At 40.3% G+C, this 25,619-nt stretch carries 23 protein-coding genes; 21 read left to right on the top strand and 2 right to left on the bottom strand.

Annotated features, from left to right (window positions below):
- Window positions 1–7 precede the first annotated feature (7 nt).
- Window positions 8–2,311, top strand: a complete 2,304-nt coding sequence (locus tag ACLNCV_RS02505) for a DNA translocase FtsK (RefSeq protein ID WP_424844829.1) — start codon at window positions 8–10, stop codon at window positions 2,309–2,311.
- A gap of 44 nt (window positions 2,312–2,355) precedes the next feature.
- On the opposite strand, the gene ACLNCV_RS02500 is transcribed toward ACLNCV_RS02505, so the two are convergent.
- Entirely contained in the window at window positions 2,356–2,787 is a 432-nt protein-coding gene (locus ACLNCV_RS02500; protein WP_261126004.1) for a DUF6556 family protein, read from the bottom strand.
- Window positions 2,788–2,925: 138 nt separating this feature from the next.
- On the opposite strand from ACLNCV_RS02500, the gene ACLNCV_RS02495 reads away from it, so the two are divergent.
- The 9 genes from ACLNCV_RS02495 (at window position 2,926) to ACLNCV_RS02455 (ending at window position 11,903) form a co-directional block, all read left to right on the top strand.
- Window positions 2,926–4,068, top strand: a complete 1,143-nt coding sequence (locus ACLNCV_RS02495) for a cysteine desulfurase (RefSeq protein WP_261126006.1) — start codon at window positions 2,926–2,928, stop codon at window positions 4,066–4,068.
- An 8-nt stretch (window positions 4,069–4,076) separates the two neighbouring features.
- Complete coding sequence (gene thiI / locus ACLNCV_RS02490) at window positions 4,077–5,291, top strand: tRNA uracil 4-sulfurtransferase ThiI (protein WP_070527918.1); 1,215 nt, start codon at window positions 4,077–4,079, stop codon at window positions 5,289–5,291.
- Window positions 5,292–5,427: 136 nt separating this feature from the next.
- A complete protein-coding gene (locus ACLNCV_RS02485) occupies window positions 5,428–6,252 on the top strand; it encodes an alpha/beta hydrolase (protein ID WP_049499460.1) in 825 nt (274 codons plus the stop codon).
- Window positions 6,253–6,272: 20 nt separating this feature from the next.
- Entirely contained in the window at window positions 6,273–7,013 is a 741-nt protein-coding gene (locus ACLNCV_RS02480; protein ID WP_424844828.1) for an esterase family protein, read from the top strand.
- Between the two features lie 12 nt (window positions 7,014–7,025).
- Window positions 7,026–8,189, top strand: a complete 1,164-nt coding sequence (locus ACLNCV_RS02475) for an ATP-grasp domain-containing protein (RefSeq protein ID WP_261082168.1) — start codon at window positions 7,026–7,028, stop codon at window positions 8,187–8,189.
- 158 nt (window positions 8,190–8,347) lie between these two features.
- Window positions 8,348–9,217, top strand: a complete 870-nt coding sequence (gla, locus tag ACLNCV_RS02470) for an aquaglyceroporin Gla (RefSeq protein ID WP_084886436.1) — start codon at window positions 8,348–8,350, stop codon at window positions 9,215–9,217.
- A gap of 123 nt (window positions 9,218–9,340) precedes the next feature.
- Window positions 9,341–10,066 carry a CppA family protein gene (locus tag ACLNCV_RS02465; RefSeq protein WP_261051600.1) on the top strand — a complete coding sequence of 242 codons (726 nt, stop codon included), beginning with the start codon at window positions 9,341–9,343 and terminating at the stop codon, window positions 10,064–10,066.
- Window positions 10,063–10,998 (top strand): beta-lactamase family protein, encoded by a 936-nt coding sequence (locus ACLNCV_RS02460; RefSeq protein WP_261126012.1) that lies wholly within the window; start codon window positions 10,063–10,065, stop codon window positions 10,996–10,998. Before ACLNCV_RS02465 ends, ACLNCV_RS02460 begins: the two co-directional genes overlap by 4 nt.
- Window positions 10,999–11,006: 8 nt before the next feature.
- A complete protein-coding gene (locus ACLNCV_RS02455; protein ID WP_084926612.1) occupies window positions 11,007–11,903 on the top strand; it encodes a DMT family transporter in 897 nt (298 codons plus the stop codon).
- A 42-nt stretch (window positions 11,904–11,945) separates the two neighbouring features.
- On the opposite strand, the gene ACLNCV_RS02450 is transcribed toward ACLNCV_RS02455, so the two are convergent.
- Window positions 11,946–12,644, bottom strand: coding sequence for a GntR family transcriptional regulator (locus ACLNCV_RS02450; RefSeq protein ID WP_000936193.1), 699 nt, complete (start codon window positions 12,642–12,644; stop codon window positions 11,946–11,948).
- A 140-nt stretch (window positions 12,645–12,784) separates the two neighbouring features.
- On the opposite strand from ACLNCV_RS02450, the gene guaA reads away from it, so the two are divergent.
- The 11 genes from guaA (at window position 12,785) to ACLNCV_RS02395 (ending at window position 25,584) form a co-directional block, all read left to right on the top strand.
- The gene (guaA, locus tag ACLNCV_RS02445; RefSeq protein ID WP_041171154.1) at window positions 12,785–14,347 is read left to right on the top strand and encodes a glutamine-hydrolyzing GMP synthase; all 1,563 of its coding nucleotides are present in this window, start codon (window positions 12,785–12,787) and stop codon (window positions 14,345–14,347) included.
- A 520-nt stretch (window positions 14,348–14,867) separates the two neighbouring features.
- On the top strand, window positions 14,868–17,465 hold the full coding sequence (locus ACLNCV_RS02440; protein WP_424844827.1) for a G5 domain-containing protein: 2,598 nt from the start codon (window positions 14,868–14,870) through the stop codon (window positions 17,463–17,465).
- A 193-nt stretch (window positions 17,466–17,658) separates the two neighbouring features.
- Window positions 17,659–18,945 (top strand): peptidase U32 family protein, encoded by a 1,287-nt coding sequence (locus ACLNCV_RS02435; protein WP_000169065.1) that lies wholly within the window; start codon window positions 17,659–17,661, stop codon window positions 18,943–18,945.
- A 314-nt stretch (window positions 18,946–19,259) separates the two neighbouring features.
- Window positions 19,260–19,460: a F0F1 ATP synthase subunit C gene (locus ACLNCV_RS02430; RefSeq protein ID WP_001054560.1), complete on the top strand. Its 201-nt coding sequence runs from the start codon at window positions 19,260–19,262 to the stop codon at window positions 19,458–19,460.
- Window positions 19,461–19,493: 33 nt separating this feature from the next.
- Window positions 19,494–20,204 carry a F0F1 ATP synthase subunit A gene (gene atpB / locus ACLNCV_RS02425; RefSeq protein ID WP_000392870.1) on the top strand — a complete coding sequence of 237 codons (711 nt, stop codon included), beginning with the start codon at window positions 19,494–19,496 and terminating at the stop codon, window positions 20,202–20,204.
- 13 nt (window positions 20,205–20,217) lie between these two features.
- Window positions 20,218–20,712: a F0F1 ATP synthase subunit B gene (atpF, locus tag ACLNCV_RS02420; RefSeq protein WP_001103468.1), complete on the top strand. Its 495-nt coding sequence runs from the start codon at window positions 20,218–20,220 to the stop codon at window positions 20,710–20,712.
- Window positions 20,712–21,248: a F0F1 ATP synthase subunit delta gene (locus ACLNCV_RS02415; protein WP_078238378.1), complete on the top strand. Its 537-nt coding sequence runs from the start codon at window positions 20,712–20,714 to the stop codon at window positions 21,246–21,248. Before atpF ends, ACLNCV_RS02415 begins: the two co-directional genes overlap by 1 nt.
- Before the next feature lie 14 nt (window positions 21,249–21,262).
- Window positions 21,263–22,768 carry a F0F1 ATP synthase subunit alpha gene (atpA, locus tag ACLNCV_RS02410; RefSeq protein ID WP_000996629.1) on the top strand — a complete coding sequence of 502 codons (1,506 nt, stop codon included), beginning with the start codon at window positions 21,263–21,265 and terminating at the stop codon, window positions 22,766–22,768.
- A gap of 15 nt (window positions 22,769–22,783) precedes the next feature.
- Window positions 22,784–23,662, top strand: a complete 879-nt coding sequence (locus tag ACLNCV_RS02405) for a F0F1 ATP synthase subunit gamma (RefSeq protein WP_084924218.1) — start codon at window positions 22,784–22,786, stop codon at window positions 23,660–23,662.
- A gap of 85 nt (window positions 23,663–23,747) precedes the next feature.
- Window positions 23,748–25,154, top strand: coding sequence for a F0F1 ATP synthase subunit beta (gene atpD, locus ACLNCV_RS02400; RefSeq protein ID WP_000094357.1), 1,407 nt, complete (start codon window positions 23,748–23,750; stop codon window positions 25,152–25,154).
- Window positions 25,155–25,164: 10 nt separating this feature from the next.
- Window positions 25,165–25,584, top strand: coding sequence for a F0F1 ATP synthase subunit epsilon (locus tag ACLNCV_RS02395; RefSeq protein WP_000068037.1), 420 nt, complete (start codon window positions 25,165–25,167; stop codon window positions 25,582–25,584).
- Window positions 25,585–25,619: the final 35 nt, after the last annotated feature.

The following is a 25,619-nucleotide window of genomic DNA, read 5'->3' as shown; positions in this document are numbered from 1 at the left end:
TAGAAGAATGGCAAACAAGAATACAAGTAAAACAAGACGGAGACCGTCTAAAGCAGAACTCGAAAGAAAAGAAGCGATTCAACGAATGTTGATTTCGTTGGGAATCGCGCTTTTATTGATTTTCGCAGCCTTTAAATTAGGGGCTGCAGGTATAACCCTTTACAATTTAATTCGCTTGCTGGTGGGTAGCCTAGCTTATCTGGCAATATTTGGCATCCTACTCTATCTCTTCTTTTTCAAGTGGATACGAAAACAGGAAGGGCTCCTATCTGGCTTTTTCACCATATTTGCAGGTTTGCTCTTGATTTTTGAGGCCTACTTAGTTTGGAAATATGGTTTGGATAAGTCGGTATTAAAAGGGACTATGGCTCAGGTTGTGACTGATCTGACTGGTTTTCGAACAACCAGTTTTGCTGGTGGAGGCTTGATTGGTGTTGGACTCTATGTGCCAACAGCCTTTCTCTTCTCAAATATCGGTACTTACTTTATTGGTTCTATCTTGATTTTAGCAGGTGCTCTCCTAGTCAGTCCTTGGTCTGTTTACGATATTGCTGAATTTTTCAGTAGAGGCTTTGCCAAATGGCGGGAAGGGCATGAGCGTCGAAAAGAGGAACGCCTTGTCAAACAAGAAGAAAAAGCTCGCCAAAAGGCTGAGGAAGAAGCTAGATTAGAAAAAGAAGAGGCTGAAAAAGCCTTACTCGATTTGCCTCCTGTTGATATGGAAACGGGTGAAATTCTGACAGCAGATGTTGTTCTTGACGGTCCACCTGTTCCGGAAGAAGAGTGGGTAGAACCAGAAATCATCTTGCCTCAAGCTGAACTTGAATTCGCTGAACAGGAAGATGGCTCTGATGACGAAGATGTTCAGGTCGATTTTTCAGCCAAGGAGGCTCTTGAATACAAACTTCCAAGCTTACAACTCTTTGCCCCAGATAAACCAAAAGACCAGTCTAAAGAGAAGAAAATCGTTCGGGAAAATATCAAAATCCTAGAAGAAACCTTTGCTAGCTTTGGTATCAAGGTAACGGTTGAACGGGCTGAAATTGGACCATCCGTGACCAAGTATGAAGTCAAGCCAGCAGTGGGTGTAAGGGTCAACCGCATTTCTAATCTCGCAGACGACCTTGCTCTAGCCTTGGCAGCCAAGGATGTTCGAATCGAAGCACCTATCCCAGGGAAATCCCTGGTCGGAATCGAAGTACCCAACTCTGAGATTGCGACTGTATCCTTCCGCGAACTATGGGAACAATCTCAAACAAAAGCAGAAAATCTCTTGGAAATTCCTCTAGGAAAGGCGGTTAATGGCACCGCAAGAGCTTTTGACCTTTCCAAAATGCCCCACTTGCTAGTTGCAGGTTCAACCGGTTCAGGGAAGTCAGTAGCTGTTAACGGCATTATCGCTAGCATCCTCATGAAGGCGAGACCTGACCAAGTTAAATTTATGATGGTCGATCCCAAGATGGTTGAGTTGTCTGTTTACAATGATATTCCCCACCTCTTGATTCCAGTCGTGACCAATCCACGTAAAGCCAGCAAGGCTTTGCAAAAGGTCGTGGATGAAATGGAAAATCGTTATGAACTCTTTGCAAAGGTAGGAGTTCGGAATATTGCAGGTTTTAATGCTAAGGTAGAAGAGTTTAATGCCCAGTCTGAGTACAAGCAGATTCCGCTACCGCTCATTGTCGTGATTGTGGATGAGTTGGCTGACCTCATGATGGTTGCTAGCAAAGAAGTAGAAGATGCCATCATTCGTCTTGGACAGAAGGCGCGTGCTGCAGGTATCCACATGATTCTTGCAACCCAGCGTCCATCCGTTGACGTCATTTCTGGTCTGATCAAGGCCAATGTCCCATCTCGTGTCGCATTTGCGGTTTCATCAGGTACAGACTCGCGCACCATCTTGGATGAAAATGGAGCTGAGAAACTGCTTGGACGTGGAGATATGCTCTTTAAACCAATCGATGAAAATCATCCAGTTCGTCTCCAAGGCTCCTTTATCTCGGATGATGATGTTGAACGCATCGTAAACTTCATCAAGGCTCAGGCTGATGCGGACTACGATGAGAGTTTTGATCCAGGTGAGGTTTCTGAAAATGAAGGAGAATTTTCAGATGGTGAATCTGGTGGTGACCCGCTCTTTGAAGAAGCCAAGGCTTTGGTCATTGAGACCCAGAAAGCCAGCGCATCTATGATTCAGCGTCGTTTGTCAGTTGGATTTAATCGTGCGACCCGTCTCATGGAAGAGCTTGAGATAGCAGGTGTCATTGGTCCAGCTGAAGGTACCAAACCAAGAAAAGTTTTACAACAATAAAAAAATAGCTTCTTTCCAAGTTTGGAGGGAAGCTATTTTACTGGCTATTGATTACTTTTATTTTCTGAAGTTGGAGTATTATTGGACTGTTTTTCATTATCAGCGGCAGGTTTACTTGGAGTAGGAGTAGAAGAATCCTGAGTTGCTGCTTTCTGCTCTTCTTTTTTCTCTTCCTTGACGCTAGATTTTGGTGTTTCCTCTTGCTGTGTTTTTTCTTGGGTAGTGTTATTTTCCTTATTGGGACTAGTGTTTTCCTGAGGGGATTCCTTTTGAATTTCTTTGACAATTGTTGTCGTCTGGCTTGTCGTAGGTTCTTTTTTAGTATTTTTATTATTATCCAAGGCGTTCATGATAGTGATACTTGCAGTAATTAAGCCAAGGATACTACCGATAGTGGCAACAGTTTTTTGAAAGACCGTAAAGCCTTTTTTGATGTGTTCTGTTTTTGGTTTTGAAGTTCTACGATAATTAGACATATATTCTCTCCTTTAATTAAAATTTATTATACCGCATTTCTTTAAAAAAATCTTAAAAAAAGAGGAATTGCCCTTTCTTGTCGCAGGCTCCGTTTCATGATACAATAGAAGGAGTGATTTTAGAAAGCGTGAGAAAACATGATTTACTTTGATAATTCGGCGACGACCAAGCCCTATCCTGAAGCCCTTGAAACTTATATGCAGGTCGCTTCAAAAATTTTAGGAAATCCATCTAGTCTCCATCGTTTGGGAGACCAGGCAACACGAATCTTAGATGCTTCTCGCCAACAGATTGCAGATTTAATCAGTAAGAAAAGCGATGAAATCTTCTTTACTTCTGGTGGGACAGAAGGAGATAACTGGGTCATCAAGGGTGTGACCTTTGAAAAGGCTCAGTTTGGAAAACACATCATTGTATCAGCCATTGAACATCCGGCAGTCAAAGAGTCAGCCCTCTGGTTGAAAAGTCAAGGATTTGAAGTAGATTTTGCTCCAGTTGATAACAAAGGATTTGTAGATGTTGAAGCGTTATCAGATTTGATAAGACCTGATACGACCCTCGTTTCCGTCATGGCTGTGAACAATGAAATCGGCTCGATTCAACCTATTCAAGCTATTTCAGAACTATTGGCAGACAAGCCAACTATTTCCTTCCACGTTGATGCGGTTCAGGCACTTGCCAAGATTCCGACTGAAAAGTATCTGACAGAACGAGTGGATTTTGCGACTTTCTCTAGTCACAAGTTTCACGGAGTTCGAGGTGTTGGATTTGTCTATATCAAGTCTGGCAAGAAGATTACGCCTCTGTTGACTGGTGGTGGTCAGGAGCGTGATTATCGTTCAACAACTGAAAATGTGGCAGGAATTGCAGCGACAGCCAAGGCTCTCCGTTTGTCTATGGAAAAGCTAGGTTTCTTTACTAGCAAGACTGGGCAGATGAAGGCAGTGATTCGCCAAGCCCTTCTGGACTATCCAGATATTTTTGTCTTTTCAGATGAGGAAGACTTTGCCCCTCATATTCTGACTTTTGGAATCAAGGGTGTTCGTGGTGAAGTCATCGTTCACGCCTTTGAAGACTATGATATTTTTATCTCAACGACCTCTGCTTGTTCGTCAAAGGCAGGAAAACCAGCCGGAACCCTGATTGCTATGGGAGTGGACAAGGATAAGGCTCAGTCAGCTGTGCGTTTAAGCCTAGACCTTGAAAATGATATGAGTCAGGTCGAGCAGTTTTTGACCAAGTTAAAATTAATTTACAATCAAACTAGAAAAGTAAGATAGGAGCATTCATGCAGTATTCAGAAATTATGATTCGCTACGGAGAGTTGTCAACCAAGGGTAAAAATCGTATGCGTTTCATCAATAAACTTCGCAATAATATATCAGACGTTTTGTCTATCTATCCCCAAGTTAAGGTAACGGCAGATCGTGACCGTGCCCACGCTTACCTAAATGGAGCAGATTACACAGCAGTAGCAGAATCACTCAAACAAGTTTTTGGGATTCAAAACTTTTCTCCTGTTTATAAGGTCGAAAAATCTGTAGAAGTTCTGAAGTCTGCTGTCCAAGAGATTATGCAGGACATCTACAAGGATGGCATGACCTTTAAAATTTCTGGCAAGCGTAGCGACCACAACTTTGAGTTGGATAGTCGTGAACTCAATCAAACACTTGGAGGAGCTGTTTTCGAAGCCATTCCAAATGTGCAAGCTCAAATGAAAAGTCCTGACATCAATCTTCAGGTGGAAATCCGTGAAGAAGCAGCCTATCTTTCTTATGAAACCATTCGTGGGGCTGGTGGTTTGCCAGTTGGAACTTCAGGTAAAGGGATGCTCATGTTGTCAGGAGGGATCGACTCACCTGTAGCAGGTTATCTTGCACTTAAGCGTGGGGTGGATATTGAGGCTGTTCATTTTGCCAGCCCACCTTACACGAGTCCAGGCGCTCTTAAAAAAGCCCAAGATTTGACCCGTAAATTAACCAAGTTTGGGGGAAATATCCAGTTTATCGAAGTACCTTTCACAGAGATTCAAGAGGAAATCAAGGCCAAAGCGCCAGAAGCTTACTTGATGACTCTAACGCGTCGTTTTATGATGCGGATTACAGATCGTATTCGTGAGGTACGAAATGGTTTAGTTATCATCAATGGGGAAAGCCTAGGTCAAGTAGCCAGCCAAACCTTGGAGAGCATGCAGGCTATCAATGCAGTTACCAACACTCCCATCATCCGTCCAGTTGTGACAATGGATAAGTTGGAAATCATTGACATTGCTCAGGAAATTGACACCTTTGAAATTTCTATCCAGCCTTTTGAAGACTGTTGTACCATTTTTGCGCCAGATCGTCCGAAAACAAATCCTAAGATTAAGAATGCGGAGCAGTATGAAGCTCGTATGGATGTTGAAGGTTTAGTTGAGCGAGCAGTGGCTGGAATCATGATTACTGAGATTACACCGCAGGCTGAAAAAGATGAAGTGGATGACTTGATTGATAATTTGCTCTAATCAGAAAATCCAGAAGAATTTAGAAAAATAAATGAAAAAGTTAGTTTTTAATTCCAAAAATGGAAGCAAAACTAACTTTTTTTCTATAATTGTGATATAATAAAATAAAATTTTGAATATAGAGAGTTTTCTGACAATGAATCAATCCTACTTTTATTTAAAAATGAAAGAACACAAACTCAAGGTTCCTTATACAGGTAAGGAACGCCGTGTACGTGTTCTTCTGCCTAAAGATTATGAGAAAGACACGGATCGTTCCTATCCTGTTGTTTACTTTCATGACGGGCAAAATGTTTTTTATAGTAAAGAGTCCTTCATTGGCCATTCATGGAAGATTATCCCAGCTATTAAGCGTAATCCTGACATCAGTCGCATGATTGTCGTTGCCATTGACAATGATGGTATGGGGCGGATGAATGAGTATGCGGCTTGGAAGTTCCAAGAATCTCCTATCCCAGGGCAGCAGTTTGGTGGTAAGGGTGTGGAGTATGCCGAGTTTGTCATGGAGGTGGTCAAACCTTTTATCGATGAGACCTACCGTACCAAATCTGACCGCCAGCATACGGCTATGATTGGTTCCTCACTAGGCGGCAATATTACCCAGTTTATCGGTTTGGAATACCAAGACCAAATTGGCTGTTTAGGGGTCTTTTCATCTGCTAACTGGCTCCATCAAGAAGCCTTTAATCGCTATATTGAACGCAAGAAACTATCGTCTGACCAGCGTATCTTTATCTATGTTGGAACTGAAGAAGCAGATGATACGGACAAGACCCTGATGGCTGGTAATATCAAACAAGCCTATATCGATTCGTCTCTTCGGTATTACCATGATTTGATATCAGGTGGGGTGCACTTAGATAATCTTGTCTTGAAAGTTCAGTCTGGTGCCATCCATAGTGAAATCCCTTGGTCGGAGAATTTACCAGACTGTCTGAGATTTTTTGCAGAGAAATGGTAAGTTAGAAAAGGAGAAATCAAATGCATATTGAAAACCTTAGCCACTGGAGTGGCAATCTTAACCGTGAAATGTATCTTAATCGTTATGGACATGCTGGGATTCCAGTTGTGGTCTTTGCTTCATCAGGTGGTAGTCACAATGAATACTATGATTTTGGCATGATTGATGCTTGTGCTTCCTTTATCGAGGAAGGCCGTGTCCAGTTTTTTACCCTATCCAGTGTAGACAGTGAGAGCTGGTTGGCCACTTGGAAAAACGGTCACGACCAAGTGGAGATGCACCGTGCCTACGAACGCTACGTGATTGAGGAAGCCATTCCTTTTATCAAGCATAAGACAGGTTGGTTTGATGGCATGATGACGACAGGTTGCTCCATGGGCGCCTACCATGCTGTCAATTTCTTCCTCCAACATCCAGATGTCTTTACCAAAGTAATTGCTCTTAGTGGTGTCTACGACGCACGTTTCTTTGTCGGAGATTACTACAATGACGATGCAATTTACCAAAACTCGCCAGTAGATTATATTTGGAATCAGAACGATGGCTGGTTTATTGATCGTTACCGTCAGGCAGAAATTGTGCTGTGTACGGGTCTTGGAGCCTGGGAACAAGACGGTCTACCATCTTTCTACAAGCTTAAAGAAGCCTTTGACCAGAAACAAATTCCAGCCTGGTTTGCTGAATGGGGACACGATGTCGCCCACGACTGGGAATGGTGGCGCAAACAAATGCCTTATTTCCTTGGAAATCTCTATTTATAAAAGGAGTTACCTATGAATTACCTTGTTATTTCTCCCTACTATCCACAAAACTTTCAACAGTTTACCATTGAACTAGCTAATAAAGGCATCACCGTCTTGGGAATTGGCCAAGAACCTTACGAGCAATTGGATGAGCCCTTACGCAATAGCCTGACCGAGTATTTCCGTGTGGACAATCTTGAGAACATAGACGAAGTCAAACGTGCAGTTGCTTTTCTATTTTATAAACATGGCCCAATTGACCGTATCGAGTCCCACAATGAATATTGGCTAGAGCTGGACGCAGCACTCAGAGAACAATTCAATGTCTTTGGTGCCAAACCAGAGGATCTCAAAAAGACTAAATATAAGTCTGAAATGAAGAAACTTTTCAAAAAAGCAGGTGTCCCTGTGGTACCTGGAGCTGTTATCAAGACGGAAGCAGATGTTGATCAAGCAGTGAAAGAAATTGGTCTTCCAATGATTGCCAAACCTGATAATGGAGTGGGAGCAGCCGCAACCTTTAAGCTTGAAACAGAAGACGATATCAATCACTTCAAGTCTGAGTGGGATCATTCAACTGTTTATTTCTTTGAGAAATTTGTCACCTCTAGCGAAATTTGCACTTTTGATGGTCTAGTGGACAAGGATGGAAAGATTGTCTTTTCAACAACTTTTGACTACGCCTATACACCGCTTGATCTCATGATTTACAAGATGGACAATTCCTACTATGTTCTTAAGGATATGGATCCCAAATTACGTAAATATGGTGAGGCAATTGTCAAAGAATTTGGTATGAAAGAACGTTTCTTCCATATCGAGTTCTTCCGTGAAGGGGATGATTACATCGCCATTGAGTACAATAACCGCCCTGCAGGTGGTTTTACCATTGATGTTTATAACTTTGCTCATTCCTTGGACCTCTATCGTGGCTATGCAGCTATTGTCGCAGGAGAAGAGTTCCCAGTGTCAGAATTTGAATCTCAGTATTGTTTGGCTACTTCTCGCCGTGCAAATGCTCACTATGTTTATTCTGAGGAGGACTTACTTGCCAAATATAGTCAGCAGTTCAAGGTTAAAAAAATCATGCCAGCAGCCTTTGCGGAACTTCAAGGAGATTACCTTTATATGCTGACAACTCCTAGTCGACAAGAAATGGAGCAGATGATTGCAGATTTCGGACAACGTCAATAATAGGATATGAAGACTTAACAAGCTTTATTTGTTAAGTCTTTTTAAATTTCCTGAATTAAAGCGTTTTCCCAGTTAATCTTTTAGAAAACCTGTTGCTAAAAGATATAAAAATTGATAGAATAAGGATTGTCTAAAAAATTTTAAGGAGAATCTATCAAATGGATTTCACATGGGCAATTAAATATGCCACTGAATTTTTGGGAACTGCTATTTTGATCATTCTTGGTAATGGTGCAGTTGCTAACGTTGAACTTAAAGGTACGAAAGGTCACCAAAGTGGCTGGCTCGTTATAGCTGTTGGTTACGGTATGGGGGTTATGATTCCAGCTTTGATGTTTGGTAACGTATCAGGTAACCACATCAACCCAGCCTTCACTCTTGGACTTGCAATCAGCGGTCTCTTCCCTTGGGCGCAAGTAGCGCCTTATATCCTTGCACAAGTTTTGGGTGCTATCTTTGGTCAAGCCTTGGTTGTGGCAACACACCGCCCATACTACTTGAAAACTGAAAATCCAAACAATATCCTGGGTACTTTCTCAACAATCTCAAGTTTGGATCAAGGTACAAAAGAATCACGCTTTGCAGCAACTGTTAATGGTTTTGTAAATGAGTTTGTTGGATCATTTGTTCTTTTCTTTGCAGCCCTTGGATTGACTAAAAACTTCTTTGGTTCTGAAGTGCTTCAATACATGAAACAAATGGCTAGTCAAGCAGGTCAAAATGTTGACTTTTCTGATTTAGCAATCAAAGCCCAAGTAGCACCACATACTGCTTCAGGACTTTCAGTAGCTCACTTAGCACTTGGATTCCTTGTTATGGCCTTGGTAACATCACTTGGTGGACCTACAGGACCTGCCTTGAACCCTGCTCGTGACTTGGGACCACGTCTCCTTCATGCTTTCCTTCCAAAATCTGTTCTTGGTGAGCACAAAGGTGATTCAAAATGGTGGTACTCTTGGGTACCAGTAGTAGCACCGATAGCAGCAGCAATTGCGGCAGTAGCTATCTTCAAATTCCTTTACCTATAAGAAATTGAAACCGAGGAAATCCTCGGTTTTTTAGATGAAATTTTACGAAAAAAAGATAAATCTGAGCATAATTTCTTGTAAAAAATTCTAAAATCCTTTAAAATAAAAGAGTTGGAGGAGTTTATGAATGTAAATCAGATTGTACGGATTATTCCTACTTTAAAAGTTAATAATAGAAAATTAAATGAAACATTTTATATAGAAACCCTTGGCATGAAGGCCTTGTTAGAAGAGTCAGCCTTTCTGTCACTAGGTGATCAAACAGGTCTAGAAAAGCTGGTTTTAGAAGAAGCTCCAAGTATGCGCACTCGTAAGGTAGAGGGAAGAAAAAAACTAGCTAGATTGATTGTCAAGGTGGAAAATCCCTTAGAAATTGAAGGAATCTTATCTAAAACAGATTCGATTCATCGATTATATAAAGGTCAAAACGGCTACGCTTTTGAAATTTTCTCACCAGAAGATGATTTGATTTTGATTCACGCAGAAGATGATAGAGAAAGTCTAGTCGATGTAGGAGAAAAACCTGAATTTCAAACAGATCTGGAGTCAATTTCTTTAAGTAAATTTGAGATTTCTATGGAATTACACCTCCCAACGGATGTAGATAGTTTCTTGGAACTATCTGAAATTGGGACATCACTTGATTTTATCCCAGCTCAGGGTCAGGATCTGACTGTGGACAATACGGTTACTTGGGACTTGTCTATGCTCAAGTTCTTGGTTAATGAATTAGACATAGCAAGTCTGCGCCAGAAGTTTGAGTCTACTGAATATTTTATTCCTAAGTCTGAAAAATTCTTCCTAGGTAAAGATAGAAATAATGTTGAATTGTGGTTTGAAGCAGTATGAAGTGGACCAAGATTATTAAAAAAATAGAAGAACAAATCGAGGCAGGGATCTATCCCGGAGCCTCTTTTACGTATTTTAAGGACAATCAATGGACGGAGTTCTATATTGGCCAGAGTGACCCAGAGCATGGCTTGGATACTGAGACAGGACTACTTTATGACCTAGCCAGTGTCAGCAAGGTTGTTGGGGTAGGTACTGTTTTCACCTTCTTGTGGGAAAGAGGTCAATTAGATATTGACAGACCGGTAACCGATTTTTTAGCTGAGAGTGATTATCCAGACATCACTATTCGCCAGCTCTTGACTCACGCAACAGATCTTGATCCGTTTATTCCCAATCGTGATCTTTTAACAGATTCAGAATTAAAGGAAGCTATGTTTCATCTCAATAGACGAAATCAGCCAGCCTTTCTTTATTCGGATGTCCATTTTTTGTTGTTGGGTTTTATCTTGGAAAGAATCTTTAATCAAGACTTGGATGTGATTTTACAAGAACAAGTCTGGAATCTTTGGGGAATGACGGAAACCAAGTTTGGACCTGTTGAGCTTGCTGTTCCAACAGTTAGAGGTGTCGAGGCAGGTCTGGTACATGATCCCAAGGCTCGCCTCCTAGGCAGACATGCTGGTAGTGCTGGTTTGTTTTCGACTGTAAAGGATTTACAAATCTTTTTAGAACACTATTTAGAGGATGATTTTGCAAGAAATTTGAGTAAAAATTTTTCTCCTTTGGATGACAAGGAACGTTCTTTGGCATGGAATTTGGAAGGAGATTGGCTAGACCATACGGGCTATACAGGTACCTTTATCATGTGGAGTCGTCAGAAGCAAGAAGCGGCTATTTTTCTATCGAATCGTACCTATGAAAAGGATGAGAGGGCTCAATGGATTTTAGACCGCAATCAAGTAATGGACTTGATTCGCAAAGAAGAGTAAGGAGAGACATGTCAAACAGTTTAAAAGGGACTCTATTAACAGTTGTGGCTGGGATTGCTTGGGGCTTGTCAGGAACGAGTGGTCAATACCTGATGGCGCACGGAATTTCGGCTCTGGTTTTGACCAACTTGCGTCTTTTAATCGCTGGTGGAATTCTCATGCTCTTGGCTTATGCTACTGCAAAGGATAAAATGCTGGCCTTTTTAAAGGATAGAAAAAGTTTGCTGTCTCTTCTCATTTTTGCTCTAATTGGCCTCTTCCTCAATCAATTCGCCTATCTAACTGCTATTCAGGAAACCAATGCAGGAACCGCGACGGTGCTTCAGTATGTTTGTCCTGTTGGGATTTTGATTTATAGCTGTATCAAAGATAAGGTGGCACCGACACTGGGAGAGATTATTTCAATCATATTAGCCATTGGAGGGACCTTCCTGATTGCAACTCATGGGCAGTTGGACCAGTTATCCATGACACCTGCAGGCCTGTTCTGGGGTCTCTTTTCTGCTCTGACTTACGCACTTTATATCATTTTGCCCATAGCCTTGATTAAGAAGTGGGGGAGTAGCTTGGTCATTGGTGTGGGAATGGTCATAGCAGGTTTGGTCGCCCTTCCTTTTACAGGAGTTCTACAGACTGCTATCCCAACTAGTCTTGATTTTCTCCTGGCTTTTGCGGGTATTATCCTTATCGGGACTGTCTTTGCCTATACAGCCTTCTTAAAGGGAGCCAGTTTGATTGGACCGGTTAAGTCAAGCTTGTTGGCTTCAATTGAGCCAATTTCGGCGGTTTTCTTTGCCTTCCTAATCATGAATGAACAATTTTATCCCATTGATTTTCTTGGTATGGCAATGATATTAATTGCAGTAACTCTGATTTCGTTGAAAGATTTATTGTTAGAGAAATAAAAAAGACTCTTTGTCCGTGACAGAGAGTTTTTGCCTAGTAATCTAATTATTCTCAAGATAAAATTCAAAACGTTCGCCTACATATTGACTTTTTACATATTCAAAAGCAGTACCATCTTCTAGGTAGGAAACCTGAGTCAGCCCAAGAATAGCATGTCCTTTTTCAACTTCCAAATAGTGGGCAATTTTTTCCTTAGCGAGACGAGCATAAATAGTCTGCTGTGATTTGCCAATGCGGTAGCCATGTTTTTGCAAGGTTTGGAAGAAATGACTGGTGATTTCTTCTTTTTTAAAGTCCTTAATGAATTTTTCAGGAATAGAAGCAACTTCATAAACTAGAGGAACTTGGTCGGCATAGCGAACCCGCTCCATTCGGATAATATTTTCGGTAGGAGAAATTCCTAGTTTAGCAACTTCCTGCTCATTGGGAATGGTTTTTCTGTAGGAAATGAGCTGGCTAGAGGGTACTTTACCTTGAGACTTAACAATTTCAGTAAAACTGGTTGTCCCTCGCATCTTTTCTTGTACCCGAGTACTGGAAACAAAGGTGCCACTTCCTACGCGGCGCTCTAAGACACCTTCTTCAACTAATAGAGATACAGCTTGGCGGAGGGTCATGCGACTGACCTCAAACTGCTCTGCTAAATCTCGTTCACTAGGAAGCCTCTCCCCAATAGCCCAACGGTGCTCGTCAATATCCTTTTTAATCTGATCGTGGATTTTCATATAAGCAGGTAGCATATTTTCACTTCATTTCTATCTTTTCTCTATTGTACCCCAATAAACTAGAAAAAGTCAAACTTCGCCTTGTTTAGTTGGTAATTCGCCCTTATTTGTGATAGAATATTGAAAAAAGATATTTCTTTTGAGAAAGGAAAAAGATGAGCAACATTTCAACTGATTTGCAAGATGTAGAAAAAATCATCGTATTGGATTATGGTAGCCAGTACAACCAGCTGATTTCACGCCGTATCCGTGAGATTGGTGTTTTTTCAGAACTAAAAAGCCATAAAATTTCAGCTGCTGAAGTTCGTGAAATCAATCCTGTAGGAATTATCCTTTCAGGCGGACCAAACTCTGTATACGAAGATGGTTCATTTGATATTGACCCAGAAATCTTCGAACTTGGAATTCCTATTTTGGGAATTTGTTACGGTATGCAGTTGTTAACTCATAAACTTGGAGGAAAAGTTGTCCCTGCAGGTGACGCTGGAAATCGCGAATACGGTCAATCAACTCTTACTCACACACCATCAGCTCTTTTTGAATCAACACCTGATGAACAGACTGTTTTGATGAGCCATGGTGATGCAGTTACTGAGATTCCTTCTGACTTTGTTCGTACAGGTACATCTGCTGACTGCCCATACGCAGCCATTGAAAACCCAGATAAACACATTTACGGTATCCAATTCCATCCAGAAGTTCGTCATTCTGTATACGGGAATGATATCCTTCGTAACTTTGCCCTTAACATCTGTAAAGCTAAAGGCGACTGGTCAATGGATAACTTCATTGATATGCAGATTCAAAAAATCCGTGAAACCGTCGGTGATAAACGTGTCCTTCTTGGTCTATCCGGTGGGGTTGACTCATCTGTCGTTGGGGTTCTTCTCCAAAAGGCTATTGGCGATCAATTGATCTGTATCTTCGTAGACCACGGTCTTCTTCGTAAAGGAGAAGCGGACCAAGTTATGGACATGCTTGGTGGTAAGTTTGGTTTGAATATCGTCAAAGCAGACGCTGCTAAACGTTTCCTTGATAAACTTGCTGGCGTTTCTGACCCAGAACAAAAACGTAAAATCATCGGTAACGAATTTGTGTATGTCTTTGATGACGAAGCAAGCAAGCTCAAAGATGTGAAATTCCTTGCTCAAGGTACCTTATATACAGACGTTATCGAGTCTGGTACAGATACAGCTCAAACTATCAAGTCACATCACAACGTGGGTGGTCTTCCAGAAGACATGCAATTTGAATTGATCGAACCACTCAACACTCTCTATAAAGATGAAGTTCGTGCCCTTGGTACAGAGCTTGGTATGCCAGACCATATCGTATGGCGCCAACCATTCCCAGGACCAGGACTTGCTATCCGTGTCATGGGAGAAATTACTGAAGAAAAACTTGAAACAGTTCGTGAGTCAGACGCTATCCTTCGTGAAGAAATTGCTAAAGCTGGTCTTGATCGCGATATCTGGCAATACTTCACAGTTAATACAGGCGTTCGTTCAGTTGGTGTTATGGGTGACGGTCGTACATATGACTACACGATTGCAATCCGTGCTATCACCTCTATCGATGGTATGACTGCTGATTTTGCTAAGATTCCTTGGGAAGTGCTTCAAAAAATCTCAGTACGTATCGTAAACGAAGTGGACCACGTTAACCGTATCGTCTACGACATTACAAGTAAACCACCTGCAACAGTAGAGTGGGAGTAAACCTATAATTACTTTGCTCTTATAGTAAATGAAAAATAAGGATTTCGAGAGAACAAAATCGTTCTCTCTTTTTTTAGATGAATATTTTAAGTAAAAGGTTAAGCTATTCTTTCATAAAACAAGACAGAATAGTTGCCTCCAAAGTCTCATCATAAGAGAACAGTTATATTCTCTGAATCTACTTTTGAGATGGTAAAAATAGATATACTGATATCCATACCTTTTATCATATCCTTGATTTCTTAAGTTTTAAAGACAGTTTAATCAGGATTTCTTTTATATATCGATTAAGAAATAAATAATCTGTCTTGAATCCTACTATAGATGTATAAAGAGTCATTTTGTTTTTTGTTTCGTATCAGTATCAATCCGTTCTGATATTGTTTTTTGAATTGTAGAAAATTCTAGTACAGTGGTTAGGAAGTTTTTATAAATTTATTGTATTTAATTCTTGAGTTTATGCCTTTACTTTTTTAGTTAATTATGTAATAATGTTAACAATACAAATAAATGAAAGTAGGTGTTTCTATTGCATAAAGCAGTAAAACAAGAACAAGGTCATGGCTATCTCCGTAAAACTAAGTTAGGTTTGTTAAGTGGTATTATCCTAACGACTGCTTTAGGGAGTTTATTTTTAAATGGGATTGTAAGCGCTGACGAACAACCTACTAATCCAACAACAAGCGTCCAACTAAGTCAACCGGCAGGTGAAAGTTCACAAAATGAGTTTGAAACTAGTACATCTCATGCTGTAAAAGAAGCAGAGTTGAAGGCAAAAGTAGAAGAAGTGAAAGCGCTAGGTATCACTGTAAATGAAACACCAGTTGAAAATGTAGGTACAGCTAATACTCCTTCTGAAGTAAATCCGTTACGAAAAACTGCTGAAGAAAAAGTTGACGCTGAAATTCAGTCTTTAGAATCAGCAAAAGCAGAGAAAGTACAAGCTGATGCTGATAGAGCTAAGATTGAGGAGTTTAAGGATACTTATGTGACTGCTGATTACGTTAAAGTTAAGGCTACTGTACTTTCCCAATTAAATTCAAGAGATATTGATGAAGATGTTTTAAAAGAGGGTTCTGTAAGTGAAATTACTTCAACAAGTGGTACAGTCAATTATTTGAAAGCTCAGGAACTGGACTTAACAACATCTCAAGGTTTGAGAAGTGCTTTAGCGAACCCAACAACAACAGACGTTACTGAAGTGATTGTAAAAACGCCTACTCTTTCAACTCTACCAAACTCTTATAATACAAATCGAAGCAACAAAGGATATCGCGCTAATGTAGTGGAGTTAAAACCAAATGAAATTTACAGTTACACCATTACACCTGATTCAGAAAGTGTTCTTGCTAAAACTTATGGTATTGCAAGTATCGAAACAACTGCAAAATTTGAGTATACGTTACCAGAGGAAACTAAAGTTTACGCCATTTTCAGCAGTAAACCGATAGAAACTCATGTTATTATTAAAAATATGACTCGAAGAGCGGAAAATCACACTGATTTGATTGGTTACACTCGAACTTACACTTACAAGGACAAGAAAGGTAATGTTATTCCTGTTAAAGATTTGTTTGCTAAGGTTTTGGATGTTCAAAGTTTTAAAGATAAAGGTGTTATAACTTCTGCGGATATACCTGATGTTAAAGTTTCTGACATTGAACTACGCTCGGCTACTGGTGTTGATTCTACTTACCGTCAAGAAACTTCTTTAGTGGGAGAGAATAAGATTTCCCAAAAAAATTATATTCCAAGTAAAGTTATAGCAAAACAAAGAGATTACTTTCATCCTCGTATATTTTACATTTTTGCTCGTAAAAATGTCGAGTTAGCTGACGCAGATAAAGCAGTAAACGGTGTAGCTCGTGACTATCATTTGGTGACTTATACAGAGGTTCAACATAAAGGCAAGGTTACTCAAAAGTTTGTCGATGAACAAGGTGCTGAGATTCGACCGTCTGTTACAAGTGAGGTAAAAGCAGTAGGGGAGCAAATTACATTAACTCATCCTACGGATATTGACTTTGAGAACAAGCGTTATACCTTTAAAGACCAAGACAAACAAGATCTTACAGAGATTGTAAAAGGTGAAACTATTATAACTTATGTTTATAAACAAAAGTATGAAAATAATTTATCACCTGTTGAGATTGAAACTCCTATTCCGATTGAGACTACTTATGTTGCAGACCCAACGAAGGAAGTAGGTGACAATGAGACTGTCGATAATGGAACTGCGGGTAAGGTTGTAACTTCAACACCTAAGATTGTAAATGAATTAACAGGAGAAGTTACTGATGGTCAACCTATTGAGAAACGTAGTGAAATGCAACCTAAAGTGGTTAAAGTAGGTACGAAACCAACAGTTGTAGAAAGATCCATTCCATATACAACACGTTATGTAGAAGATAGTACAAAAGATAAAGATTATCGTGAAGTAACAAGACCTGGTAAAGCTGGTAAAACAACTACTACGACAACTTATATCTTGAATCCTAATACAGGTGCATTAACACCGAACGAACCAACCACGATTACTGAAGAAGCAGTAGAAGAAGTTATTATAGTAGGTACGAAACCAACAGTTGTAGAAAGATCCATTCCATATACAACACGTTACGTAGAAGATAGTACAAAAGATAAAGATTATCGTGAAGTAACAAAACCTGGTAAAGCTGGTAAAACAACTACTACGACAACTTATATCTTGAATCCTAATACAGGTGCATTAACACCGAACGAACCAACCACGATTACTGAAGAAGCAGTAGAAGAAGTTATTATAGTAGGTACGAAACCAAAGGTTGAGTCACCAAAGGTTGAAACGCCAAAAGTTGAAACGCCAAAAGTTGAAACACCAAAAGTTGAGTCACCAAAGGTTGAAACGCCAAAAGTTGAAACACCAAAGGTTGAGGTACCAAAAGTTGAAGCACCAAAATCAAAGACACCAACTGAACAATCGACAAAAGAAACTTCACAAATTCCGACTTCTGTAGCAAGTAAGAGAGAGGAATTGCCTAATACAGGTACGGAAGATCATGCTAATCTTGTAGTCTTAGGACTTCTAGGAGTTTTGAGTGGATTTGGATTTCTTGCACACAAGAAAAAAGAAGTGTAGAAATAGTTTTTTCTAACCTATATTAGAAAAGGGCTCACATCTGTGGGCTTTTTCTCTTTGACAATCTTTTTGCTTTAATAATCTAAAAGATTAGAATTGTCAAAACAATCTGTCTAGGCTTGATTTTATGACTTATTTACTATAAAATGAGAAGGAAAAACGTCAAACTTTTATATTGCAAATAGGAGAAAACATGACAAAAACATTAAAACGTCCTGAGGTTTTATCACCTGCAGGGACTTTAGAGAAGCTAAAGGTAGCTGTTCAGTATGGAGCAGATGCTGTCTTTATCGGTGGTCAGGCCTATGGTCTTCGTAGCCGTGCCGGAAACTTTACCTTTGAACAGATGGAAGAAGGTGTCCAGTTTGCGGCTAAGTATGGAGCTAAGGTCTATGTAGCTGCCAACATGGTTATGCACGAAGGAAATGAAGCTGGTGCTGGTGAGTGGTTCCGTAAACTACGTGATATCGGAATCGCGGCAGTTATCGTGTCTGACCCAGCCTTGATTATGATTGCAGCGACTGAAGCACCAGGCCTTGAAATTCACCTTTCAACTCAAGCCAGTGCGACTAACTATGAAACTCTTGAGTTTTGGAAGGAACTGGGCTTAACTCGTGTTGTTTTGGCGCGTGAGGTTTCAATGGAAGAATTAGCTGAAATTCGCAAACGTACAGATGTTGAGATTGAAGCCTTTGTCCACGGAGCTATGTGTATCTCTTACTCTGGTCGTTGTACACTTTCTAATCACATGAGTATGCGTGATGCCAACCGAGGTGGTTGCTCTCAATCTTGCCGTTGGAAGTACGACCTTTACGATATGCCATTTGGGAAGGAACGTAAGAGTCTTAAAGGTGAAATTCCTGAAGAATTTTCAATGTCAGCCGTTGATATGTCCATGATTGACCATATCCCAGATATGATTGAAAACGGTGTGGACAGTCTCAAGATTGAAGGACGTATGAAGTCTATTCACTACGTATCAACAGTAACAAACTGCTACAAGGCAGCTGTTGATGCTTATCTAGAAAGTCCAGAGAAGTTTGAAGCTATCAAGCAGGACTTGATTGATGAAATGTGGAAGGTTGCCCAACGTGAATTAGCAACAGGTTTCTACTATGGTACACCATCTGAAAATGAGCAGTTGTTTGGTGCTCGTCGTAAAATTCCTGAGTATAAGTTTGTCGCTGAAGTGGTTTCTTACGATGATGCGACACAAACAGCAACCATTCGCCAACGGAACGTCATTAACGAAGGGGACCAAGTTGAGTTTTATGGCCCAGGTTTCCGTCATTTTGAGACTTATATCGAAGATTTGCATGATGCTAAAGGAAATAAGATCGATCGCGCTCCAAATCCAATGGAACTATTGACTATCAAGGTTCCACAACCTGTTCAAGCTGGAGATATGGTTCGAGCTCTCAAAGAAGGTCTCATCAATCTTTATAAGGAAGATGGAACCAGCGTCACAGTTCGTGCTTAATAAATATGTAGGGGACGAAAGCTTTCTAGTTGCTTTCCCTTTAATCCTATTTACTAAAAGAACATTAGGTTAAAAAAATATATTAATTTCCATCCGAGATTTCATCTCGGATTTTTTCATTATTTTTCAGAAAGACCTAGATAATAGACGGATTTATTACAAGTTTTTTCCAAAATTTTCTATATAATAGACTTAAAAATAGTAAAATTGTAAATAATTTTCATTAAACGCTTTCAATGTTAGTAAAAAGTTGACAAATCCAATTTTTAGGACTAAACTAAGTAAGTAAATTTTAATTAAAAGGAGAATTCGTCATGAATTTAACATTTTTCGGTCTATGTCTTGCCTGTATGGGTGTATCTCTTGGTGAAGGTATGTTGATGAACGGTTTGTTGAAATCAGTTGCTCGCCAACCAGATATCATCTCAGAACTACGTAGTTTGATGATCCTAGGGGTTGCCTTTATTGAAGGTACTTTCTTCGTTACTCTTGTCTTTTCATTTATCATCAAATAAAAGAAGTATAAATTGAAAAAGGGAGGATTTTAGATGGAAGAAAGTATTAATCCAACCATCAATATTGGTCCTGTTACCTTTAATTTAACCATAGTAGTTTTGACTTTGTTGACTGTAGCACTTATTTTTGGCTTTATTTATTGGGCAACTCGAAATATGACTTTGAGACCCACAGGAAAACAAAATGTATTGGAGTATTTATTTGATTTTGTCGTTGGATTTACAAAATCAAACCTTGGTCCAATGATAAAGGATTATTCTCTCTTTTATTTCTGTTTATTCCTATTTATGGCCATTGCAAATAATATTGGCTTAATGGCTAGAATTCAGACTACAGATGGTGTAAATCTTTGGACCTCACCAACAGCAAATTTGTCATTTGACTTGGTCTTGTCTTTTACAATTATTTTAATGACCCACGTAGAAGGAATTCGTCGTCGTGGAATCAAAAAGTATTTAAAAGCATTTGTAACACCAGGTTTTATGACACCAATGAATCTCTTGGAAGAAGTTACCAATCTCCTTTCACTTGCATTGCGGGTCTTTGGTAATATCTTTGCAGGGGAAGTGATGGCAAGTATGTTAGTCCTACTTTCTCATCAGGCCTTCTATTGGTATCCTATTGCTTTTGGAACAAATCTAATCTGGACTGCATTTTCTGTTTTTATTTCTTGTGTACAAGCATATGTATTTACTTTGTTATCTTCAATGTACTTAGGAAATAAAATTAATGATGAAGAATAGAAAGGAGTAGTTTATGAATGTAACAGTAGGTGAATTACTTGGTGATTTTATACTAATCGCTGGTTCCTTTATTCTCTTGCTAGTCTTGGTTAAGAAATACGCTTGGTCAAATTTGACTAGCATTTTCGAACAAAGAGCAGAAAAAATTGCAGCAGATATTGACGGAGCTGAACAAGCACGTCAAAAAGCGGAAGTATTGGCTCAAAAACGCGAAGATGAATTGGCTGGTAGCCGTAAAGAAGCTAAGACAATCATTGAGAATGCGAAAGAGACAGCTGAGAAAAGCAAAGCTAGTATTTTAGCAGATGCTAAGCTAGAAGCAGGACGCTTGAAAGAAAAAGCGAACCAAGAAATTGCTCAAAATAAAGCTGAAGCTTTACAAAGTGTTAAGGGTGAGGTAGCAGATTTGACAATCAGCTTGGCTGGTAAAATCATCTCACAAAACCTTGACGGTCATGCCCATAAAGAACTCATTGATCAGTATATCGATCAGTTAGGAGAAGCTTAATGGACAAGAAAACAGTAAAGGTAATTGAAAAATACAGCATGCCTTTTGTCCAATTGGTTTTAGAAAAAGGAGAAGAAAACCGTATCTTTTCAGACTTAGCTCAAATCAAGCAAGTTGCTGAAGAAACAGGCTTACCTTCTTTTTTAAAAAAAGTGGCAGTAGACGAGTCTGACAAGGAAAAAACGATTTCTTTCTTCCAAGACTCAGTGTCACCTTTATTGCAAAACTTTATTCAGGTTCTTATCTACAATCACAGAGCAAATCTTTTTTATGATATTCTTGTAGATTGCTTGAACCGACTTGAAAAAGAAACAAATCGATTTGAAGTGACGATTACGTCAGCTCATCCTTTAACTGATGAACAGAAGAGTCGCTTGCTCCCTTTGATTGAGAAAAAAATGTCTCTGAAAGTAAGGAGTGTAAAAGAACAAATCGATGAAAGTCTTATTGGTGGTTTTGTCATTTTTGCCAATCACAAGACAATTGATGTGAGTATTAAACAACAACTTAAAGTTGTTAAAGAAAATTTGAAATAGAAAGTGGTGTTCTTTTGGCAATTAACGCACAAGAAATCAGCGCTTTAATTAAGCAACAAATTGAAAATTTCAAACCCAATTTTGATGTGACTGAAACAGGTGTTGTAACCTATATCGGGGATGGTATCGCGCGTGCTCACGGCCTTGAAAATGCCATGAGTGGAGAGTTGTTGATTTTTGAAAACGGCTCTTATGGTATGGCTCAAAACTTGGAGTCAACAGATGTTGGTATTATCATCCTGGGTGACTTTACAGATATCCGTGAAGGCGATACAATCCGCCGTACAGGTAAAATCATGGAAGTCCCAGTAGGTGAAAGTCTGATTGGTCGTGTTGTGGATCCGCTTGGTCGTCCAGTTGACGGTCTTGGAGAAATCCACACTGACAAAACTCGTCCAGTAGAAGCGCCAGCTCCTGGTGTTATGCAACGTAAGTCTGTATCAGAACCCTTGCAAACTGGTTTGAAAGCTATCGACGCCCTTGTACCGATTGGTCGTGGTCAACGTGAGTTGATTATCGGTGACCGTCAGACAGGGAAAACAACTATTGCGATTGATACAATCTTGAACCAAAAAGGTCAAGATATGATCTGTATCTACGTAGCGATTGGACAAAAAGAGTCAACAGTTCGTACGCAAGTAGAAACACTACGTCAGTACGGTGCCTTGGACTACACAATCGTTGTGACAGCCTCTGCTTCACAACCATCTCCATTGCTTTTCCTAGCTCCTTATGCTGGGGTTGCCATGGCGGAAGAATTTATGTACCAAGGGAAGCATGTTTTGATTGTTTATGATGATCTTTCAAAACAAGCGGTAGCTTATCGTGAACTGTCTCTCTTGCTTCGTCGTCCTCCAGGTCGTGAAGCATTCCCAGGGGATGTTTTCTACCTTCACAGCCGTTTGCTTGAGCGCTCAGCTAAAGTTTCTGATGAACTTGGCGGTGGATCTATTACAGCCCTACCGTTTATCGAGACACAAGCAGGAGATATCTCTGCCTATATTGCAACCAACGTGATTTCAATCACTGATGGACAAATCTTCCTTGGTGATGGTCTCTTCAATGCAGGTATTCGTCCAGCCATTGACGCGGGTTCATCTGTATCTCGTGTAGGTGGTTCTGCACAAATTAAAGCCATGAAAAAGGTTGCTGGTACACTTCGTATTGACCTTGCTTCATACCGTGAGTTGGAAGCCTTCACTAAGTTTGGTTCTGATTTGGACGCAGCAACACAGGCTAAGTTGAACCGTGGACGTCGTACAGTTGAAGTCTTGAAACAACCTGTTCACAAACCATTGCCTGTTGAGAAACAAGTAACCATTCTCTATGCTTTGACACATGGTTTCTTGGATACTGTTCCTGTAGATGATATTGTTCGTTTCGAGGAAGAGTTCCATGCCTTCTTTGATGCTCAACATCCAGAGATTTTGGAAACCATTCGTGATACAAAAGACTTGCCAGAAGAAGCAGTCTTGGATGCTGCGATTACAGAGTTTCTCAATCAAACCAGCTTCCAATAAGAATAGAGGTGTCAGATGGCAGTATCTCTAAATGATATTAAAACAAAAATCGCCTCAACAAAAAATACGAGTCAAATCACTAATGCCATGCAGATGGTATCAGCTGCTAAGCTAGGTCGTTCTGAAGAAGCTGCTCGCAACTTCCAAGTTTATGCTCAGAAAGTTCGTAAACTTTTGACGGATATTCTTCATGGTAATGGAGCCGGTAGTTCAACCAATCCGATGTTGATTAGCCGTCCAGTTAAGAAGACAGGCTATATCGTCATTACTTCAGACCGAGGTTTGGTTGGAGGTTATAATTCCTCTATTCTGAAAGCCGTTATGGAGTTGAAGGAGGAATACCATCCAGACGGTAAAGGTTTTGAAATCATCTGTATTGGTGGAATGGGAGCTGATTTCTTTAAAGCTCGTGGTATTCAACCACTTTATGAACTACGTGGCTTGGCAGATCAACCAAGCTTTGATGAAGTTCGTAAGATTATTTCAAAAACTGTTGAAATGTACCAAAATGAACTTTTTGATGAACTCTATGTCTGCTATAACCACCATGTCAATACGCTAACCAGTCAAATGCGTGTGGAGCAAATGCTTCCGATTGTTGACTTGGATCCAAATGAAGCAGATGATAGTTACAGCTTGACCTTTGAATTGGAAACTAGCCGAGAAGAAATTTTGGAGCAGTTGTTGCCTCAGTTTGCAGAAAGTATGATTTACGGGGCTATTATCGATGCTAAGACAGCTGAAAATGCTGCCGGTATGACCGCCATGCAAACAGCGACAGATAATGCTAAGAAAGTCATTAATGATTTGACAATTCAGTATAACCGTGCCAGACAGGCGGCGATTACACAAGAAATTACAGAAATCGTAGCAGGAGCTAGTGCCTTAGAATAGGCTCTAGTCCAGCTCGTATGAAAATGAACTTAGGACCTAGTTAAGCTAGGGACCGACAGTATCTTATATAGAATAGGAGAAGGAGATGAGTTCAGGTAAAATTGCTCAGGTTATCGGTCCCGTTGTAGACGTCTTGTTTGCAGCAGGGGAAAAACTTCCTGAGATTAACAATGCACTTGTCGTCTACAAAAATGACGAAAGAAAAACAAAAATCGTCCTTGAAGTAGCCTTGGAGTTGGGAGATGGTATGGTTCGTACTATCGCCATGGAATCAACAGACGGTTTGACTCGTGGAATGGAAGTATTGGACACAGGTCGTCCAATCTCTGTACCAGTGGGTAAAGAAACTTTGGGACGTGTCTTCAACGTTTTGGGAGATACCATTGACTTGGAAGCTCCTTTTACAGAAGATGCAGAGCGTCAGCCAATTCATAAAAAAGCTCCAACTTTTGATGAGTTGTCTACCTCTTCTGAAATCCTTGAAACAGGGATTAAGGTTATCGATCTTCTTGCTCCTTACCTAAAAGGTGGTAAGGTTGGACTTTTCGGTGGTGCCGGGGTTGGTAAAACCGTCTTAATCCAAGAATTGATTCACAACATTGCCCAAGAACACGGTGGTATTTCAGTATTTACCGGTGTTGGGGAACGTACTCGTGAGGGGAATGACCTTTACTGGGAAATGAAAGAATCAGGCGTTATCGAGAAAACAGCCATGGTATTTGGTCAGATGAATGAGCCACCAGGAGCACGTATGCGTGTTGCCCTTACTGGTTTGACAATCGCTGAATACTTCCGTGATGTGGAAGGCCAAGACGTGCTTCTCTTTATCGATAATATCTTCCGTTTCACTCAGGCTGGTTCAGAAGTATCTGCCCTTTTGGGTCGTATGCCATCAGCCGTTGGTTACCAACCAACACTTGCTACGGAAATGGGTCAATTGCAAGAGCGTATCACATCAACTAAGAAGGGTTCTGTAACCTCTATCCAGGCTATCTATGTGCCAGCGGATGACTATACTGACCCAGCGCCAGCAACAGCCTTTGCTCACTTGGATTCTACTACAAACTTGGAACGTAAGTTGGTACAATTGGGTATTTACCCAGCCGTTGACCCACTTGCTTCAAGCTCACGTGCCTTGGCACCTGAAATCGTTGGAGAAGAGCACTATGCAGTTGCTGCTGAAGTAAAACGCGTTCTTCAACGTTACCATGAATTGCAAGATATCATTGCTATCCTTGGTATGGATGAGCTTTCTGATGAAGAAAAGACCTTGGTTGCTCGTGCCCGTCGTATCCAGTTCTTCTTGTCACAAAACTTCAACGTTGCGGAACAATTTACTGGTCAGCCAGGTTCTTATGTTCCAGTTGCTGAAACTGTTCGTGGCTTTAAGGAAATCCTTGATGGTAAACACGACCACTTGCCAGAAGATGCCTTCCGTGGTGTAGGTTCTATCGAAGATGTGATTGCAAAAGCTGAAAAAATGGGATTTTAAGAGGTGATCTATGGCTCAGTTAACTGTCCAGATCGTGACACCAGATGGTCTCGTCTATGATCACCATGCCAGCTTTGTATCAGTTCGAACTCTGGATGGTGAGATGGGAATCTTGCCACGACATGAAAATATGATTGCAGTTTTAGCAGTTGATGAGGTTAAGGTTAAACGTGTAGATGATGAAAATCACGTGAACTGGATTGCAGTGAACGGAGGTGTTATCGAAGTTGCCAATGGCGTTATCACAATTGTTGCTGACTCTGCAGAACGTGCTCGTGATATCGACGTTAGTCGTGCAGAACGTGCCAAACTTCGAGCAGAGCGTGAAATTGAAGAAGCACAAGACAAACACTTGATTGACCAAGAACGTCGTGCGAAGATTGCACTGCAACGTGCCATTAACCGTATTAATGTCGGAAATAGACTATAAGAAAAAAATGAACTTGAGTTACCAAGTTCATTTTT

This window comes from Streptococcus sp. CL5.50 (assembly GCF_049738015.1).
In the GTDB taxonomy this organism is placed as follows: Bacteria; Bacillota; Bacilli; order Lactobacillales; family Streptococcaceae; genus Streptococcus; species Streptococcus mitis_CA.
This window is presented reverse-complemented; position numbering and strand designations above follow the sequence as displayed.

What these genes read in the sequence shown, in the direction of transcription:
- atpD (WP_000094357.1), top strand. Translation starts at nt 23,748, where the DNA reads ATGAGTTCAGGTAAAATTGCTCAGGTTATCGGTCCCGTTGTAGACGTC.
- ACLNCV_RS02500 (WP_261126004.1), bottom strand. Translation starts at nt 2,787, where the DNA reads ATGTCTAATTATCGTAGAACTTCAAAACCAAAAACAGAACACATCAAA.
- ACLNCV_RS02435 (WP_000169065.1), top strand. Translation starts at nt 17,659, where the DNA reads ATGACAAAAACATTAAAACGTCCTGAGGTTTTATCACCTGCAGGGACT.
- atpF (WP_001103468.1), top strand. Translation starts at nt 20,218, where the DNA reads ATGAATGTAACAGTAGGTGAATTACTTGGTGATTTTATACTAATCGCT.
- ACLNCV_RS02480 (WP_424844828.1), top strand. Translation starts at nt 6,273, where the DNA reads ATGCATATTGAAAACCTTAGCCACTGGAGTGGCAATCTTAACCGTGAA.
- ACLNCV_RS02450 (WP_000936193.1), bottom strand. Translation starts at nt 12,644, where the DNA reads ATGCTACCTGCTTATATGAAAATCCACGATCAGATTAAAAAGGATATT.
- ACLNCV_RS02475 (WP_261082168.1), top strand. Translation starts at nt 7,026, where the DNA reads ATGAATTACCTTGTTATTTCTCCCTACTATCCACAAAACTTTCAACAG.
- ACLNCV_RS02495 (WP_261126006.1), top strand. Translation starts at nt 2,926, where the DNA reads ATGATTTACTTTGATAATTCGGCGACGACCAAGCCCTATCCTGAAGCC.
- ACLNCV_RS02415 (WP_078238378.1), top strand. Translation starts at nt 20,712, where the DNA reads ATGGACAAGAAAACAGTAAAGGTAATTGAAAAATACAGCATGCCTTTT.
- ACLNCV_RS02430 (WP_001054560.1), top strand. Translation starts at nt 19,260, where the DNA reads ATGAATTTAACATTTTTCGGTCTATGTCTTGCCTGTATGGGTGTATCT.
- ACLNCV_RS02465 (WP_261051600.1), top strand. Translation starts at nt 9,341, where the DNA reads ATGAATGTAAATCAGATTGTACGGATTATTCCTACTTTAAAAGTTAAT.
- ACLNCV_RS02460 (WP_261126012.1), top strand. Translation starts at nt 10,063, where the DNA reads ATGAAGTGGACCAAGATTATTAAAAAAATAGAAGAACAAATCGAGGCA.
- ACLNCV_RS02405 (WP_084924218.1), top strand. Translation starts at nt 22,784, where the DNA reads ATGGCAGTATCTCTAAATGATATTAAAACAAAAATCGCCTCAACAAAA.
- guaA (WP_041171154.1), top strand. Translation starts at nt 12,785, where the DNA reads ATGAGCAACATTTCAACTGATTTGCAAGATGTAGAAAAAATCATCGTA.
- gla (WP_084886436.1), top strand. Translation starts at nt 8,348, where the DNA reads ATGGATTTCACATGGGCAATTAAATATGCCACTGAATTTTTGGGAACT.
- ACLNCV_RS02485 (WP_049499460.1), top strand. Translation starts at nt 5,428, where the DNA reads ATGAATCAATCCTACTTTTATTTAAAAATGAAAGAACACAAACTCAAG.
- ACLNCV_RS02455 (WP_084926612.1), top strand. Translation starts at nt 11,007, where the DNA reads ATGTCAAACAGTTTAAAAGGGACTCTATTAACAGTTGTGGCTGGGATT.
- thiI (WP_070527918.1), top strand. Translation starts at nt 4,077, where the DNA reads ATGCAGTATTCAGAAATTATGATTCGCTACGGAGAGTTGTCAACCAAG.
- atpB (WP_000392870.1), top strand. Translation starts at nt 19,494, where the DNA reads ATGGAAGAAAGTATTAATCCAACCATCAATATTGGTCCTGTTACCTTT.
- ACLNCV_RS02505 (WP_424844829.1), top strand. Translation starts at nt 8, where the DNA reads ATGGCAAACAAGAATACAAGTAAAACAAGACGGAGACCGTCTAAAGCA.
- ACLNCV_RS02395 (WP_000068037.1), top strand. Translation starts at nt 25,165, where the DNA reads ATGGCTCAGTTAACTGTCCAGATCGTGACACCAGATGGTCTCGTCTAT.